The organism is Streptomyces sp. DSM 118878, from assembly GCF_052936595.1.
In genome coordinates, this window is the sequence record NZ_CP193622.1 from 1,473,643 (window position 1) to 1,489,732 (window position 16,090).

The window sequence follows — 16,090 nt, forward strand, 5'->3', positions numbered from 1 at the left end:
CCGGAAGCACGTAGCCCTTGCCCCCCTCCTCCACCAGCAACACCGACGGATACGACCTCGTCCTGCGCCTCCTGCTCGGCGTGCTCGCCGTCGTCGTCCCGCTCGCCCACCTGGCCTGGCTGTCCGGCAACATCGCCGCCTACCTCACCGGCACCAGCTGGGCCCCGTACCAGCCGACCGACGCTCTGCTCCATCCCGAGCAGGTCTGGCCCGCCGCAGGCAAAACGTCCCTGCTGATCGGTACCCGCATCGTCCCCGTCGTCCTGCTCCTGGCCCTCGGGGCGGGGGCGGGCCTTCTGTGGGCGCAGCACAAGAACCGAAGCGGCGGCCGGAAGAAGATCACCGACATGGCCAAAGCCCGGGACATCGAGCCGCTGATGGCCAAAGCGATCACCGCCAAAGCCCGCTCCCTGCGCCCCAGCCTCAAGGACACCAAGCACATCGAGGCGAAGGACACCGGCATCCTCCTCGGCAACCTCCAGGGCAGCCGCCACGAGGTACGGATGGGGTTCGAGGACGTCGCCGTCGCGATCATGGCACCCCGGTCCGGCAAGACCACCTCGCTCGCCATCCCCTCCATGCTCGGCGCACCGGGTCCGGTTCTGCTGACGTCGAACAAGGCCGCCGGTGACGCCTTCACCACCGCCTACGAAGCGCGGGCCCGGGCAGGGACGGTGTGGACCATGGACCCGCAGCAGATCGCGCACGCCACCCGCGAGATGTGGTGGAACCCCCTCGCCGGCGCGAGGACCCTGGACGGGGCGAACCGGCTCGCCGGACACTTCCTCGCCGCCTCGGTGGACGCCTCCCAGCAGGGCGACTTCTGGTCGAAGGCCGGCAGCAACATCCTCTCCCAACTGCTGCTGGCCGCGGCCCTCGACGAGCGGCCCATCACCGACATCATGCAGTGGCTGGCCTTCCCCGCCGACCGCACCCCGCTGGACATCCTGCGCGACCACGACTTCGCCGCCGTCGCCGCGCAGCTCAAGGGCACCGTCGAGGGGCCGCCCGAGACCCGCGACGGCATCTACGAGACCGCCCGTCAGTACGCCGCCGCGCTCCTGAACGCGGGAATCGCCGCATGGGTGACCCCGCAGAAGGACGTCCCGGAATTTCGGCCGGAGCAGTTCGTCACCTCCACCGACACCCTGTTCCTGCTCAGCAAGGACGGCGGTGGCGGAGCCTCGGCGCTGATCGCCGCGTGCGCGGACTCCGTGATGCGCGCCGCGACCGCGCAGGCCGAACGCGCCGGCGGACGCCTGGACCCGCCCATGCTGGCGATCCTGGACGAGGCCGCCAACGTGTGCAAGATCAGCGACCTGCCGGACCTGTACTCCCACCTCGGCAGCCGCGGCATCATCCCGATCACCATCCTCCAGTCCTACCGCCAGGGCCAGAAGGTGTGGGGGGACGCGGGCATGGACGCCATGTGGTCCGCCTCCACGATCAAGGTGATCGGTTCCGGAATCGACGACCCGGATTTCGCCGACAAGCTCTCCCGGCTGATCGGCGACCACGACGTGGAGACCACGTCCACCTCGCACTCGGAATCCGGCAAGAGCACCTCGGTGTCGATGCGCCAGGAGCGGATCCTGCCCGCCGACGTGATCCGCGCCCTGCCCAAGGGCACCGCGCTCTGCTTCGCCACCGGCATGCGCGCCGCCATGCTCGACCTGCGGCCCTGGTACAAGGAGCCGGGGGCGGAGGAGTTGTCCGCGGCATCCGCCCGCGCCTCGAAGGCAATCACGGACCGCGCCATCGCGAAGCACGCGCCGACACAGTCCGACTTCGGGACGGCCGCGTGAGCGACACACCGCTGCACCTGGTGCCCGTCCGCTCCCGTGAGGCGAAGGACTTCGTGCGCGCCTGGCACCGTCACCACCCGCCGCCCGCAGGACAGATCTTCGAGGTCGGCGCCGCCGACGAGACCGGTACCTTGCGCGCCGTGGCCATCGTCGGCCGGCCGGTGGCCCGTCACCTGGACGACGGCGCCACCCTCGAAGTCACCCGGACCGCCAGCGACGGCGCCTGTAACGCCAACTCAGTGCTCTACGGGGCAGCGTGGCGGGCGGCGAAGGCCCTCGGCTACCGACGGATGGTCACCTACACGCAGGACGGCGAGAGCGGCGCATCGCTGCGCGGCGCCGGATGGCGCGTGATCGCCAGCCGGCTGCCCCCTGCCGGATGGCACACCCCGTCCCGCCCACGCGCCGGCCACGGCAACGATCACGTCACTCGCCTGCTGTGGGAAGCCCTCTGACCGAGTCCGTTCCTACGCAGCAACGGACCAACCAGCTTCACCTCGCCCCCGACCGCCCGAACCCTCCCGGAGTTGTCCTGCACACCGTCGACCTGACCGAACACACTCGCCTACTCGGCGAGGTCGTCTCCGCCCTGGAGGAATTGTCCGCGGAGGCGGCGCGCATCCGGGAGGGCGAGATCGCCAAGCCCGTCCGACAGATCGCACCCCTCAGCCTGCGGACGCACGAGCTGACGATGAAGTGCACGCAGCAGGTGCACGACCTGTCGGTCAGCCAGTACCCCGCGATGAAAGACGGGGCCGAGAACCTGGCGCACCTCGCCGGCGCCTGCGCGCAGATCTCACTCGCTGCCACACTGTGCAACCTCGCCATCCATCACCGCACCGAGATCCTGCTGTACAAGGACACCGACTCCACCCCCGCGACCAGCCGTGATCAGCTTCGCCGTGCCGGTGTCGAGATGCAGCGAGCGGCCAATACCTATCGCACCGTGGCGCGAGGACTCTCCCGGCGCCTCGCCTCATTCTCGGAGCGCGCTGAAGACCGGCACCTCATCGCCGAGGCCCAAGGGCCCACCCCGCAGAAGGCGCCCTCCGCGCCGCCCGCGCCCGCTGCCCGGCGCCGCGTATGACGACACCGCCCGAGGGTTTCCTGTTCGACGTGGCCGCCCCGCCAACGCCCGTTGAGCGGCTGCTGCTGCTCGCAGACCAGTACGTGCAGCACAACGACATGCTCGACCGTCTCCTGCGGGCCAGTCCACAGCCCGAGCCCGACACCCACGTCGCCTCCGCCCAGCGGCTGGCGTCCGAGACGCGCACCGCCATCAAGGCGATCACTGACGAGCGGCTCTTCGAGAGTCACGAGCTGTCGGACGCGGTGATCCGCCTCCAGCAGCTCGCCTTCCTGAGCGACGCTTCCACGAAGCACCGGCTCCCCACGGCCCGCATGCTGACGGCCCTGGCTCCCGAAGCCACCATGGGCTGCGCCGCCAGCCTCGCCGGCGAGATCCGACGCCGACGCCGGAGTACCACCGACGCTCCAGTCCACCAGCTGAACTCCACACAGCGCACCGCCCTGTGGGAGATCGCCTGCGGGAACGTCGTGGCCACCAGCTCTCTGGGGCGGCAGTACGTCCACTACCGGCACGCCCGCGTGCTGATCGGCACGCTGCGGTCGCTGGAGGCCACCAACCTCGTCGAACGCGTCCCGCAGTCCGCGCCCTCCGCCTATGCCGGGGGGCCGCTACAGGACCGAGTCCGTCTCACCTCGGCTGGAACCACCGCCCTGGCCTCCACCATCTGCCTGCCTCCAGCCACCAGGAGCCCGCTGGCAACAACACCACCGCCGCCCTCCGTTACCAGTGCGCAGACAGCCGCCCGAAGCCGCTGACCGATCCTCCAGCGCTACCCCTTCCAAGGTCGCGCTGATCCGCAACTCACCGGAGCCCATCATTCCCCTGCGACACATCGACCTGCCGCTCCAGATCGACCTTCTGCGCGAACTGGGAGCCGACTTCACCGCCCTGCACACCAAGGTCAGCGCGCTCGACCCCGAGCCGGGCAGTGACCTGCTGCGGCAGGTCGGACCGGAGATCCTCGCCGTCCACGACCTCGTGAGCCGTTCCCTGGTCCGGCTGTCCGTCCTTGACGGCAGTCAGTACACCGCCGTGCCCGGCAGCCGGTTCTGCCTGGACACGCTCAGCGACGTCACCGCGTCTGCTTCGATTGCCGCCTCGCAGCTGGCACGAGCCGTGGGCGACAACCCGCTCGACGGTGCGGTCTTCGCCGACGGTCCGCCGGTCGACGCGGAGTCCGTGCGCCAGGCGCGGCACGCCGAGGCCGCACCGGTCCTGGCGGAAAGCCTGGCCACCGCTGCCCAGCACCTCGAACTGAGCGCGACCTGCTGCCAGTACGCCGCTTCCACCATCATCCGCGACCTGACAGAGCACCCCGAACACCGGCCTGACCTGCCAGAGTTGTCACCGGCCCAGTACGCGGTGCTCGAACGGATCGCCCGCGGCGGCACCCGGCGATACGCACCGCTCAAGAGTCCCGTCCGCATCACCGACAACGACGGCCGGACCATCCACCCCAAGCCCTTCGGCATGCTGGAGAAGGAGCGCCTGATCCGTGTGGCGCGGACTTCCAGATATGTGAATCAGGATGTCGTGGTCACGGCTGCCGGACAGCTCGCGCTGGATTTCCAGAAGCCGCACCGCTCCCAGGCACCGTCACCGGCCAAACCGCCGGCGCCCCGCCACACGGGCGGCAGGAAGCGGTGAACACGGCGAGCACGTTTGCCCCGAACGATCGTCCTCGTCTCGCCGCAGTACCTGGCCGACGGCGGAATGAACAAGATCAACGACGTCATCGGTCCTCTGGTCCACCTGTTCGCCTGGCCCTACGAGCACAATCCGCGTACCGGACGCATCGACATCGACAGCCCTTGCGGCAGCGTCTTCCTCGACTTCGCCCCGACCGCCCGGACGGCGTGTGGTGGACCATCGCCCACCACGAGCCGCACGGGCAGATCGATTGCAGCCGGCAGACGCCGAGCGAGGCCATCACATCTGTGACCCAGGACCTGCCCCCAGCTGCTCGGTGACCACCGGCACGCCGACCGCATTCCCCTGGCGGCCCAGTCCGTCGCGCATCTCGCCAAGACCAGCGGCTGGGAGGCGTCATCGACGGCATCGGGGATGGCGTGGGCCTCTCCCGACGGCCACTGCACCGTGGAGCACAGCACGGACCCCACGCACCCGTGGCGGATCAGACACCGGTGTACGACGGCTTCGACACGCGCTGGACCGCCACGTTCGCCGCGGAGGTGCCCGAGCGTCTGGTCGCCCAGTTCTTCACCCACCTCACGACGACCACGCCAGTGGAGCGTGTCGTTCGCGATGTCCCGTATTTCGTGCAGAACCTGGACGCCGCACTCATCACCCCCGTGCACCGAGCCGCCGTGAATCCACACGTCCACCACGCCAGCGCCCAGCTCGGCCGCGCGGTACACCGCCGCTGACTCAAGCCCCACCGAAACCCGTCACCCCGATGAGCAACCCGACCGCGCCAGCCGAGCACCTCCTGCTCCTCGTCGGCGGCTTCACTCGGCACAACGACGCCCTGACCCGGCTCCAACTCACCGGGTCCAGCCCGGCCATCCGCATTGTGTACGCACGGGTGCGGCAGCTCGCCCACCTGGCCACCGACGCGGCCGACCATCCCTTGGACGCCGTGGACATCCTCGACGACACCCGCACCGGGATTCCCGTCCAGGGCGAGGGGCCGCTCCTGACCTCTCAGCAATCCCTGGGAGATGCCGGCAGCCGCCTCACCGTCGTACGGGACCTGACGGCACTCTGCGCCCCGATGCCGTAGCCACCGCCGAGACGCCGTATCCCGCGACCGGCCGGCCCCCTGCCGATGACGCGACAGCGGCGATGCGAGCGCGCCCTCCCTTTTCCCTATCCCCAGGACAGACCATTTCAGATAAGCCCCGATTCCGCGCCTTGTCCCTCGGCGCGGGAGTTCAGTCCAGCACGCTCCTTACCCTGTCAGCCGAGGGAATTCTCCCCAGGGTCGACTACGCGATTTTCGCCGACACCGGATGGGAACCAGAAGCAGTTTATGCACACCTTGACCGACTGGAAGTAGAGATAGCCGAGCCCGCCGGGATACCCGTACTCCGCGTATCGGCCGGAAATATCCGAGACGACGCTCTGAACCCGGATCACCGGTTCGCCTCTATGCCGCTCCACATCCTCAACAAGGACGGGCGACCTGGGATGACCCGGCGGCAGTGCACAGTTATCTGCACCAACTCCGCTCGTTGATCAGCTCGCAGATCGATGCGACCAACGAGGAGGAGTTCCGTGGAACTGCGGCATGAGCTGATGGAGGGCCGGGCCGAACTGCCCCGGGTGGGTGCCGTGCTACCCGCTCGGGGTGCCCACCCGCCGTACATCGTGGTCAACGCTTACGACGACGAGATCGAGGCAGCGACCGCGTACCTGCGTGACCTGGCGCTGAACGACTGCAGCCCCCTGACAGTGCGGAGCTACGGGTACGGGGTACTGCGGTGGTTCCGGCTTCTGTGGCTGCTCGGGGTGTCCTGGGAGAAGACGACCGAGGCTGAAGTCGCGCTGCTGGCAGGGTGGTTGCGCACCGCCAGCAACCCACAGCGCCGTCGTTCCAAGCCTGGCGGGCAGGTGCCGGGGTCGGTGAACCTGCGCACAGGCAAGCCTCATCTACGGGCCGGGTACGCACCCCGGACGATCAACCACGCACTGTCGGTGGTCAGCGGGTTCTATGACTTCCACGCGCACCAGGGCAACGGTCCGGTGGTCAATCCGGTCCCGGTGTCGCCGCAGCGGCGTCGAGCGCTGGCCCATCGCAGCCCGCTGGAGCCTCAAGTACTGATCAGTCGGGCACGGCTTCGGCAGAAGGTGACTGACCGGCCGCCACGCTCGATCCCTGACCGGCTGTGGGATGAGCTGTTCGACCGGATGGGATGCGAACGCAACCGAGCTCTACTGGAGTTCTACGTCTCCAGCGGCGCCCGCGCCGTCGAACTGCTCGGTGTCGGTGTTGACGATGTCGACTGGTCCGGTCAGCGGATCTACGTGATTTCGAAGGGCAGCCGGGAGCGGGAGCCGGTGCCCGCCTCGCCGCAGGCTTTCGTCCGGCTGGCCCGCTACCTGGACGAGGTGGGCACACCGCCGAGGGGCGAGCCGGTATGGCGGGCACGTCGCGGAGCGAGCCGACCGCTGTCCTACTGGGCGATGCGGCGGATCATGCAGCGAGCGAACGGTCTGCTGGGCACGAACTGGACGCTGCACGACCTGCGGCACACGGCCGCATCTCGGATGGCCAACGGTGGCAAGCTCACGCTGGCCGAGGTCCAGACGATCATGCGGCACACCGATATCCAGACCACCAGCCGCTACCTGACGGCCCGGGTCGAGGAAATTTTCGACAAGCTCACCGAGCACTACAGCGCGCCGCGGCCGCAGACCAGCTACCCCGCGGGTTATGCGGCTGAGGACATCAAGGCGGTGTTCGGTGCCTAAGTCGCAGCTCAGCCGCACCACAGGCGTCAGCCGCCGGCACGGGCCCGTCGCCGAGGGCCTGACCTTTGCCAGCCGCTTCATCGGCGGCCCTGTGGCCCCGAAGCCCGCAGTGGCCACGACGCCACCGCAGCCTTTCGGGGACCTGTCCACCGCCTCCATCAGCCACATCGCCCGACTGGCGGTAGACGTCTGGGAAGACGCCGCGCAAGTCACGCGGCACCAGCGTGGGCAGGCCACGCGCTGGGTCCTGGAGTACCTGTCCGGCTTCCCGGGCGATACCTGGCAGGAGCGATGGGACGCCAGCCCGGTGGGGCAGGCACTGGTTCCCGCGAAGTCGCTCGGGTCTCGCCGGACCACCGGCGTCGCCGTCACCCCGGGAGTGCGGACGTTGTTCTGCCTGCGCGCTGTCCAGCCCTCGCAGCTCGCCTTCCGCCGCAACCCCTTTCAGCACTTCGCGACCACGTTCGTCACCGCCCAGCACGACGCGCTGCTGGACAAGTACGCCGAACACGTCGCTGCGATGCCGCTGCGGCACGTCCACCAACGCGAAGCGCTGTTCGACCTCTGCAACCTGCTGGCCGTCCAGGGAGTCGCGCTGGCAGATGTCACCGCTCCGTCCCTGCTGTTCTTCGCCCACGAGAACCGTCGGGCCCGCTGCCAGATGGAACCCGACAACAAGGTCGCCAACCGGCTGATCGGCCACAGCATGTGGAACGCCCTGCACACCATGGGGCATTTCCCGCCCGCCACGCCAGCGACGATGCGGGCCGCGCTTATGCGCGGACAGCGCACCGTCGAGGAACTCGTCGACCAGTACCCCATCCGCAATCAGGCCATCCGGACCCTGCTGATCGACTACTGCCTCAGACGCCGAGCCGACAACGACTACTCGACCATCAAGCAGCTCGTCCTCGCCCTCGTGCACCACTTCTGGGAGAAGATCGAACGGCTCAACCCCGACCAGGCCGACCTGCGCATCAGCCCCGATCTCTACGCGGCCTGGCGCGAGTCGATCAAGCTAAAGGACAACGGAAAGCAGCGAGTCGGCCAAGACGGAATCGTCATCACCGTCCGCAGCTTCTACTACGACCTGCACACCTGGGCCGCCGAGGAGCCCGAACGCTGGGGAGCCTGGGTCGCCCCCTGCCCGGTCCCACCAGGAGAACTACACGGCCTTGGCACCCGCCGTCGTCGGATCAACGAACGCTCCGCCGACCGCACTCGACAGCGCCAGCCTCTGCTCCCCATCCTTGTCGCGCACGTCGAGCAACGCTACGACCAGGCACGCACGCTGCTGGAGCTCGCCGACAAAGCAGCAGACGGAGAACTCTTCACCCACGACGGAACCGCCTACCGCCGGGTCATCACCGAGGCCGACCACAAGCTCCTCCGCCACGGTGACCCCGTTCCCACCCGGGTCCGCAACGAAGACAGCGGCCGGCTCATCCATATCGGCACAGACGAGGAAGCCGCCTTCTGGGACTGGGCGAGCGTCGAGACACTGCGGCACTCCGGCGTCCGCATCGAGGAGATGTGCGAACTAACGCAGCTGAGTGTCCGCCAATACCAACGGCCCAATGGCGAGGTCATCGCCCTCCTGGTCGTGGCCCCATCCAAAACCGACCGGGAACGTGTCATCCCCATGTCCGCGGAGCTTTTCCACGTCATCGCGTCCGTCATCCGCCGTCACACCCGCCACGGTCGGCAGATCCCGCTGGTCAGCCGCTACGACAACCACGACAAAGTTTGGAGCGCGCCGATGCCGTTTCTGTTCCAACGGCAGAACGGCTCCGCTCCGGCCGCTTTCAGCATGGCCGCCATCCAGCAGATGATCATTCGCCGCGGTCAGGCCCTTGCAGAGACACACCCAGCGTTCCGAGAGCTGAGGTTCACCCCGCACGACTTCCGAAGGATCTTCGTCACGGAGCTCGTCAACAGCGGGCTGCCCATCCACATCGGAGCTGCTCTGCTCGGTCATCTCAACGTCCAGACCACTCGCGGCTACGTCGCTGTTTTCGACGAGGACGTGGTTCGCCATTACCAGGCCCATATCCATCAGCGCCGGCAGGTCCGACCAGCCGGCGAGTACCGGGACACGACGAGGCAGGAGTGGACCGAGTTCGAGGAGCACTTCGACCGCCGGAAGGTCGAGCTGGGCGCCTGCGGACGACCCTACGGAACACCTTGCCAGCACGAGCACGCCTGCATCCGCTGCCCGATGCTCCACATCAATCCGAAGATGCTCGGCCGCCTCGAAGAGCTCGAAACCGACCTCGCTGCGCGCCTCCAACGGGCGGAAGAGGAGAACTGGCTCGGTGAGGTCGAGGGCATCAAGCTCACGCTCACCTTCCTGCGCGCCAAGCGCGAAGAAACCCAGCGGCGAGCCCGACGCCCATCCGTCGACCTGGGCATCCCTCGTGCTCGTTCAACCGACGACCACCCGAGAAAGGACTACCCCTGAAGCGCCGCCAACCTCTTCACCACAGCATCGGTTGCCCTTACATACCGTTCCTGCTCACCAGGCTGAACCCGCCCCGACGGGCCCACGTGCTCGCTATGCGCGACGAGCCTGAAAATCAGTGCACGAATCAGCATCTGCTGCCAGTCAGGATGATCGCTACCACCGGTCAGCAGGCCGGACGGGAGATCGAACCACAGCAGACCATCCGCGACCACGATGGCCTCGGCGAACACCGGAGGCCGCCAATACGGCGAAAAGTCGATCACAACAGGCACTTCGTCCGCTGTGAAGAGGACGTTGCCGGTGAGATCGCCGTGAACGAGCTGCGCTGCGTCCTGTTTGACCCGGCGCCTCAGCTCCAGCAGAGCCAAGAACGGCGCGGAGAGGTCTTCGATCACGTCGATGTCCTGCTCGCCCCACGCCACCCGGTCGGCCACAGCCCACGGATGGGTATGCCGATCAAGAAAGTCGGGCCGGGGGATCTGCCGCAGGGCTCTGTGGAAGGCACGGCCGGCGCTGAACACGCCGGCCCAGTGCCCCTGCGGACCCGGCTCACCGGTCAGGAACTCGCTGGCAGTCCAGCCGTCCACGACGCTCCGCCCGTCAGTGGCCCGGAGCGGCAGTGGAACGCGGAAGTCACTGCTCGGTGCCAGCCGCTCGAAAAGGGAAGCAGACCACTCGACCTCGTCTTCAGGGCCCTCAGCGGGCTTGAACACAGACGCACCGACGAGAACGCTTCGCCCTTGCCCGCCAACCAGCGGAACGGGAGTGCCCTTCACACCGAAGGCATCGAGGACGGCAGGGGGCGGGACGGCGTTGCTTGGCAGCTCAGTCACGCTGGGCATCCTGACTGCACCACATCGCCCAGCGCACCTTCTTTTCGCTCAGCCGCCCCAGCCTCCGCACCGGCTGGCGTAACTCTTCCGGGTGAAGTGCAGAGAAGCACCGGCGAATATAAGGTAAAGCCGATTAAGCAGAAGGTTCGCGAACTACTCGGCTACCCCTACCCGACCCGCATCCCAAAAGGCGTCTTCGTCGAGCAGTGGGTAGGAATATCCACGGATGAATTTCACCGCGCGAAGGACGCGGACGTCAAGTACATGCGTAACCGGCACCCCCTTCTGGACATGTCCTGGAGCAGGGCCGACTGTGTGCGCTACCTGACCTCTCTCGGTCTCGCCGATACCCCGAAATCGAGCTGCCTGGGATGCCCGTTCCACGGAAACGCGCAGTGGCGGCAGATCAGGGACACCTCTCCGTCCGAGTGGGCGGACGTCGTCGAATTCGACGCGGCCATCCGGCAGGGCAATGCCCGCGCCAACGCCACCGGCAACAGACTGCTCGGCGAGGCATTCCTGCACCGCTCCCGCGTCCCGCTCAGCGAAGCTCCCATCGATCACGTCACGGCTGCCGAACGGGCCGCCCTGCGGATCAACGCGGACGAAGCCGACGTCCTGGAGAACGGTGTCGAGGACGGCTGCTCGCCCTGGGCGTGCCGCGGCGACGCCGACGCGCTGACACGGAACGACTTCGGGCTGGCCACGTGATACTCGACCTCTTCGCGGGGCCGGGCGGCTGGAGCAGGGCGCTGCGCGTCCTGGGCGTGCGCGACGTGGGGCTGGAATGGGATCAGTGGGCGTGTAAGACGCGTGCTGCGGCGGGGCAGTTGACCATCCGGTGCGACGTGGCGATGTATCCGGTATGGCCGTTCGTCGGCCGCACCCGCGGTGTGATCGCTTCGCCGCCGTGTCAGGCGTGGAGTATGGCCGGCAAGCGCCGTGGCCTGGTCGACCAGCCGCTGGTGCACGCGGCGGTCGAGGATCTGGCCGCCGGGCGCGACACCCGCGAGCGCCTCCTCGCCGCGTGTCGTGACGAGCGTTCCCTGTTCGCCGCCGAGCCGATGCGCTATCTGTACGCGCTGAACACGGTCGGCGAGCCCGACTGGGTCGCCATGGAGGAAGTACCGGACGTGCTGCCCTTGTGGAAGCAGTACGCGGCCGTCCTGCGCGGGTGGGGGTTCTCCGTCTGGTGCGGGATTCTCAACGCCGCCGACTTCGGCGTCCCGCAGACCAGGAAGCGAGCGATCCTCCTGGCCTCCCGCGTCCGCACGGCGCAGCCGCCCACGCCCACGCACGCCCAGCTCGCCGAGCCGGAATCGCTGTTCGGCCCGGGCCGCGTCCGCTGGGTCAGCATGGCCGAAGCCCTGGGATGGGGCGCGACTGACCGGCCCGTCCCCACCGTCTGCGCAGGAGGTGGGCCTGGAGGCGGACCCGAACCGTTCCCCTCGGGCTCCCGCAAGACGCTGTCCGACGCCCGGGAGCGCGGCACGTGGATGCCTCGGCCGGACGGGGTGGTTCTGCAGTCCCGCCGCGAAGGAGCCCGATGGGCGGCCCGGCACGGCATCCGAGACAACCGTGCCGCCGACGCTCCGGCGCCCACGTTCACCGCCGAGGCCCACCGCTGGTCCTGGTCCCTGCGCAGCAACAATCAGGCCAACGCCACCATCCGTCCGCTGTCCGAGCCGGCCGGCACGCTGTTCTTCGGCCACCGCGCGAACGAGTGCACCTGGGTCGCCGAACCCGCCACACCGTGGGCCGCGGACACCGATGCGCCGGCCGTTCCCGAGCCGATCCGGATCACCGCCCGCGAGGCGGGCCTCCTGCAGACCTTCCCCGCCGACTACCCCTGGGCCGGCAACAAGGGCCAGCAGTTCTCCCAGATCGGCAACGCCGTTCCCCCACTGTTCGCCGGCCACCTCCTCGCCCCGCACCTCGGCGTCACCCTCGACCCCGAGAACTTCACCCTCGCCGCCTGATGCCCCACACCCCCCACCCCGACGAAGACGGCCTCGACGCCATCACACCGCCCCAGCCCGTCTTCCACGTCGAGCAGGCACTCCTGGGGGCCCTCCTCCTCGACCCGCACCGCATAGACGACGTGAGCGGCATCACCGCCGACTCCTTCTCCACCGCCGCGCACGCCGCCCTATACGCCGCGATCAGCACTCTGCCGCGGCCCGACCCCGCCGAACACGCGAGGAACACCACGTGGCTCGACCGCGTACTCGCCACCAGCCGGGAGCAGGCGCGCGGACTGACCGCCACCTACCTGCACAACCTCGTCCAGGTCTGCCCCTGGCCCAGCCACGCCCCCGCCTACGCCCGGATGGTCGAGGCCGAGCACGCCCGCCGCCGCCTGCTGACGGCCGCCGAATGCCTCGTCCACACCGTCCACGACGCTTCCCTCCCGCACCCCGTCCAAACAGTGCTCGCCGAGGCCGACGTGCTCGCCGCGGTCGTGGACGACATCGGGAACCGCTTTCCCCCGCGCTCCGGCGTCCTCCCCCGCACCCCGGCGCCGCCCGCCGATCTCGCCCCGGACTACACCGAGGTGGTCGAGGAGGAGCAACTGATCCTCGCCACCGCCACCGCCCACGCTGACGACATCGACGCCGTCCGGTGGCTGATCCCCGACGACCTCACTCTGCCGCTGCACGCCGGCCTGTGGCAGTGCCTGACCACCCTCGCCCGCCGCAACGAGCCCATCGATCCCGTCACCGTCCTGTGGGAAGCCCAGCAGCGCGGCCTGCTGGACGACGGCAGTGAACCAGGCAAGGTCCTGCGCATGCTGGCCGAACCGGCCGGATCCGTCGGGCACTGGGCCGAACGCGCCCTGCAGCGCTCCCTCCTGGCCACGGCAGAACACACCGGACGGCGCATCGAGGCATACGCCGACGATCCGGCGAACACCCCCTTCCAGCTCGTCGTCGGCGCCCGCCGCGCCCTCGCCGACATCGCCGCCGTCCGCACCCGCTGGCAAAACGCCACCCAAGCCGACCCGCCACAGCAGCGGCGGCCGGCGCCTGCCATCCGCGCCGGCCCGCCGACCACCACGGCCGCACACCCCGCCCGGCCCATACGGGCAACCCGATAACCCCGAGTACGCCGGTGGCCGGACCCGCAGGCCCGGCCACCGGCAGAACAGATGAGACTCCCACGTGACTGCCTCCATCGACGCCCATGTCCGCCTCGACACCCATCCCACTCACCCGAGCGCCGTGCAGGCCCGCCTCACCGGCAGTCAGGCCCACGTCGCCTCCACGGCTCTAGAGGCTGCCAACTGGAGTGTCGCCGCCACAGGCGTCCTGATCCTGGCCCGCATCGATCACGAGGAGCCCTACTGGGCCGCCGACGCCGCCCAGAACCTGATCGCCGAAGGCATCACCGTCGAGATCACCCCACGCCTCCAGGAGGCCATCGACGAGGACTGGACCTGGGCGAACTACCCGATGCCCTGGCTGACCCGCAGCGAAATCCGCGAGGTCTCCAGCGAGGCCCAGAAGATCCACGACGACATCCGCAACGGCCACCTCCTGATCCACGCCCACGCCCACGACGGCCACACCACCGTTGCGGTCGGCACATACCTCCACCGAGGCGGCAAGTCCGTCTACCTGCACGGCGAGAACCACCTGCGCCAGGTCGCCGGTACCTTCGACTCACCCGCAAGCGCCCTGCTCGCCTTCGAGGAGACTCACGCGGACGAGATGCGCCCTGGGCCTGCACCCCTGACTGACACCGAACGCGCCGCCATCGCAGCACACTCCGTCTTCGACGTCACCACGCCCAAGCCCGAACCCGCCCGCCCGGAACCGGAGACCATACCCGTCTACCTGGCCGACGCCGGCGACCACGACGCACTCCTCGACACCTTCCTCGACACACACCGCGAGTTCGAAAAGTGGCGCACCTGGTCCGATGAAACGACCCACGCCATCCACGAATCGCAGACGCTGCGCATCGAACGCGTCCACGAATCCCCCGCCCACGACACTGCCTGGACCGTGGCCGCCTACGAGACACCCGTCTCCGACCGCATGTGGGTCCTCACCGCGACCGGCGCCACCCCCGCCCCGGTGCTGCAGAATCTACTCATCCACCTCGCCGACGGCGACGGCTGGAACACGGTCATCAGCGCCTCAGTGGACGAGAAGATGGTCACCGCAGCCACTCAGCCGCTCACAGAGGCTGGGTGGAAGCACACCTTGACCGGGCACGGGATCCGATGGACATCCCCCGACGGGGAAGCAAGCGTGCAGTTCGACCCACTGACCGCTCAGCAAGCCCAGAACTCGGCCACGTGGACCATCTGGGTTGGCACCGGTCCGGACCGGCCCACCTGGGCCATCACCGCGTCCCCGCACACCCCCAGTCCGCTGCTGGCCGACCTCTCCGAAACGCTCGCCCACGAGACCGGCACGCGCCAGACACTGCCGGGCCGTGAACACAGGAGCCGCGTAGCCACCAGCGTGTCGGCGGCTCCGGCGGTCACGCCCGGCCGACCCGCCAGCCGTTCACGCTGATCACCGGCCCGCAGAGCGGGACAACATAGCGTGGGATCGCCGGTTGGCCAAACCGGCGATCCCACGCACCATAGATAGTCCACCGCCACGCCCTGCCCGCACGTCGAGAGACTCCTCCCACGACCGCAGACACGACACGTAATGCAGCCCCGCCACGAGGCCGGCCGCTGCAGGCGATCACGCCGCCGCGTAGCTTGCCCGGAACAGCTCCTGCGCCCGCTCCACGTCCCTGACCGCACGCAGCTGCACCTCCAGATCACCCGTCCCGTGGTGACCGAGACCGGACACGTCCCGGGTAAAGCCTGGAACGAGGTCGACGTCCTTCGGGTCGACCTTCAGGTAGACCAGCAGCTTGCTGCGCTGCGGCGGGCACACGCAAGCGAAGTTCCGCAGCCGCTGATACGCCCGGTAAGTCTTGCGCTCCACCCGGTTCACACCATCCCCGAGCCCAAGCAGGACCTCGTCGACCGCACCCGCCAACTCGCGCATCGCCGCGCCCTGGACACCAGCCGCCGCCCGGGCGACCGCCTGGCGCCGTGCCCGGCGCGCCACCTGCATGCCGCCGCTCACCGAGGCCACGGTCTCAAGGCCGAGCAGGTCCCTGCCGAAGAGTCGGTAGCGAACCAGGTCGATCGATCTCCGGTGCTCGCGCACGGCATGCACGTCGTAGCGGGTGAAGTCGCCGGCGATACAGATCAGGCGCGGGCCACTCCACAGCACCTGGGAAGCGGCCGTCACCCCGAGCCGGTCGCGGACCAAGTGCTCGAACTCCGCCCGGTGGTCCATCAGCCAGGCCAGGTAGAACAGCCCCTGGTTGATGACCTGTTGACTGAACTACTGGCGGAGTTTCCGCAGGTCAGTGACCTTGCGGCAGGGACGTCGTTGAGTCGGCCGTGGAGGCATCGAGAGACCTGGCAGCCCTGTCCGTTCCCCTGGTC

15 protein-coding genes and 2 pseudogenes are annotated in these 16,090 nt (G+C 68.8%); 15 read left to right on the forward strand and 2 right to left on the reverse strand.

Going from position 1 to position 16,090, the window contains the following annotated elements:
- The first annotated feature begins 17 nt into the window (after window positions 1–17).
- The 11 genes and pseudogenes from ACRAKF_RS06235 to ACRAKF_RS06285 all read left to right on the forward strand — a co-directional run bounded on the left by ACRAKF_RS06235 (window position 18) and on the right by ACRAKF_RS06285 (window position 9,790).
- Entirely contained in the window at window positions 18–1,805 is a 1,788-nt protein-coding gene (locus ACRAKF_RS06235) for a type IV secretory system conjugative DNA transfer family protein (protein ID WP_447035868.1), read from the forward strand.
- Entirely contained in the window at window positions 1,802–2,260 is a 459-nt protein-coding gene (locus ACRAKF_RS06240) for an XF1762 family protein (protein ID WP_447035869.1), read from the forward strand. The genes ACRAKF_RS06235 and ACRAKF_RS06240 overlap by 4 nt, the downstream gene beginning before the upstream one ends.
- Window positions 2,245–2,892, forward strand: coding sequence for a hypothetical protein (locus ACRAKF_RS06245; protein WP_447035870.1), 648 nt, complete (start codon window positions 2,245–2,247; stop codon window positions 2,890–2,892). The genes ACRAKF_RS06240 and ACRAKF_RS06245 overlap by 16 nt, the downstream gene beginning before the upstream one ends.
- The gene (locus ACRAKF_RS06250; RefSeq protein ID WP_447035871.1) at window positions 2,889–3,650 is read left to right on the forward strand and encodes a hypothetical protein; all 762 of its coding nucleotides are present in this window, start codon (window positions 2,889–2,891) and stop codon (window positions 3,648–3,650) included. Before ACRAKF_RS06245 ends, ACRAKF_RS06250 begins: the two co-directional genes overlap by 4 nt.
- Complete coding sequence (locus tag ACRAKF_RS06255; protein ID WP_447035872.1) at window positions 3,622–4,542, forward strand: hypothetical protein; 921 nt, start codon at window positions 3,622–3,624, stop codon at window positions 4,540–4,542. Before ACRAKF_RS06250 ends, ACRAKF_RS06255 begins: the two co-directional genes overlap by 29 nt.
- 15 nt (window positions 4,543–4,557) lie before the next feature.
- Window positions 4,558–4,836: a hypothetical protein gene (locus ACRAKF_RS06260; RefSeq protein ID WP_447035873.1), complete on the forward strand. Its 279-nt coding sequence runs from the start codon at window positions 4,558–4,560 to the stop codon at window positions 4,834–4,836.
- 185 nt (window positions 4,837–5,021) lie between these two features.
- Entirely contained in the window at window positions 5,022–5,282 is a 261-nt protein-coding gene (locus ACRAKF_RS06265; RefSeq protein WP_447035874.1) for a DUF317 domain-containing protein, read from the forward strand.
- 29 nt (window positions 5,283–5,311) lie between these two features.
- Complete coding sequence (locus tag ACRAKF_RS06270) at window positions 5,312–5,638, forward strand: hypothetical protein (protein WP_447035875.1); 327 nt, start codon at window positions 5,312–5,314, stop codon at window positions 5,636–5,638.
- 62 nt (window positions 5,639–5,700) lie between these two features.
- Window positions 5,701–6,066, forward strand: a pseudogene (locus tag ACRAKF_RS06275) (hypothetical protein); the annotation flags it as partial.
- Window positions 6,067–6,132: 66 nt separating this feature from the next.
- Window positions 6,133–7,329, forward strand: a complete 1,197-nt coding sequence (locus ACRAKF_RS06280; RefSeq protein ID WP_447035876.1) for a tyrosine-type recombinase/integrase — start codon at window positions 6,133–6,135, stop codon at window positions 7,327–7,329.
- Complete coding sequence (locus ACRAKF_RS06285; RefSeq protein ID WP_447035877.1) at window positions 7,322–9,790, forward strand: tyrosine-type recombinase/integrase; 2,469 nt, start codon at window positions 7,322–7,324, stop codon at window positions 9,788–9,790. Before ACRAKF_RS06280 ends, ACRAKF_RS06285 begins: the two co-directional genes overlap by 8 nt.
- Here the strand turns inward: ACRAKF_RS06285 and ACRAKF_RS06290 are convergent.
- Window positions 9,781–10,626 carry an aminoglycoside phosphotransferase gene (locus tag ACRAKF_RS06290; protein WP_447035879.1) on the reverse strand — a complete coding sequence of 282 codons (846 nt, stop codon included), beginning with the start codon at window positions 10,624–10,626 and terminating at the stop codon, window positions 9,781–9,783. The genes ACRAKF_RS06285 and ACRAKF_RS06290 overlap by 10 nt on opposite strands.
- Before the next feature lie 96 nt (window positions 10,627–10,722).
- Between ACRAKF_RS06290 and ACRAKF_RS06295 the strand changes: the two genes are divergently transcribed.
- The 4 genes from ACRAKF_RS06295 (at window position 10,723) to ACRAKF_RS06310 (ending at window position 15,152) form a co-directional block, all read left to right on the forward strand.
- Entirely contained in the window at window positions 10,723–11,337 is a 615-nt protein-coding gene (locus ACRAKF_RS06295; RefSeq protein ID WP_447035880.1) for a hypothetical protein, read from the forward strand.
- Window positions 11,334–12,605, forward strand: coding sequence for a DNA cytosine methyltransferase (locus ACRAKF_RS06300; RefSeq protein WP_447035881.1), 1,272 nt, complete (start codon window positions 11,334–11,336; stop codon window positions 12,603–12,605). Before ACRAKF_RS06295 ends, ACRAKF_RS06300 begins: the two co-directional genes overlap by 4 nt.
- The gene (locus tag ACRAKF_RS06305; protein ID WP_447035883.1) at window positions 12,605–13,723 is read left to right on the forward strand and encodes a DnaB-like helicase N-terminal domain-containing protein; all 1,119 of its coding nucleotides are present in this window, start codon (window positions 12,605–12,607) and stop codon (window positions 13,721–13,723) included. Before ACRAKF_RS06300 ends, ACRAKF_RS06305 begins: the two co-directional genes overlap by 1 nt.
- A gap of 64 nt (window positions 13,724–13,787) precedes the next feature.
- Window positions 13,788–15,152, forward strand: a complete 1,365-nt coding sequence (locus tag ACRAKF_RS06310; protein WP_447035885.1) for a DUF317 domain-containing protein — start codon at window positions 13,788–13,790, stop codon at window positions 15,150–15,152.
- A 177-nt stretch (window positions 15,153–15,329) separates the two neighbouring features.
- Here the strand turns inward: ACRAKF_RS06310 and ACRAKF_RS06315 are convergent.
- Window positions 15,330–15,974: pseudogene (locus ACRAKF_RS06315) on the reverse strand (DUF5655 domain-containing protein); the annotation flags it as partial.
- Window positions 15,975–16,090: the final 116 nt, after the last annotated feature.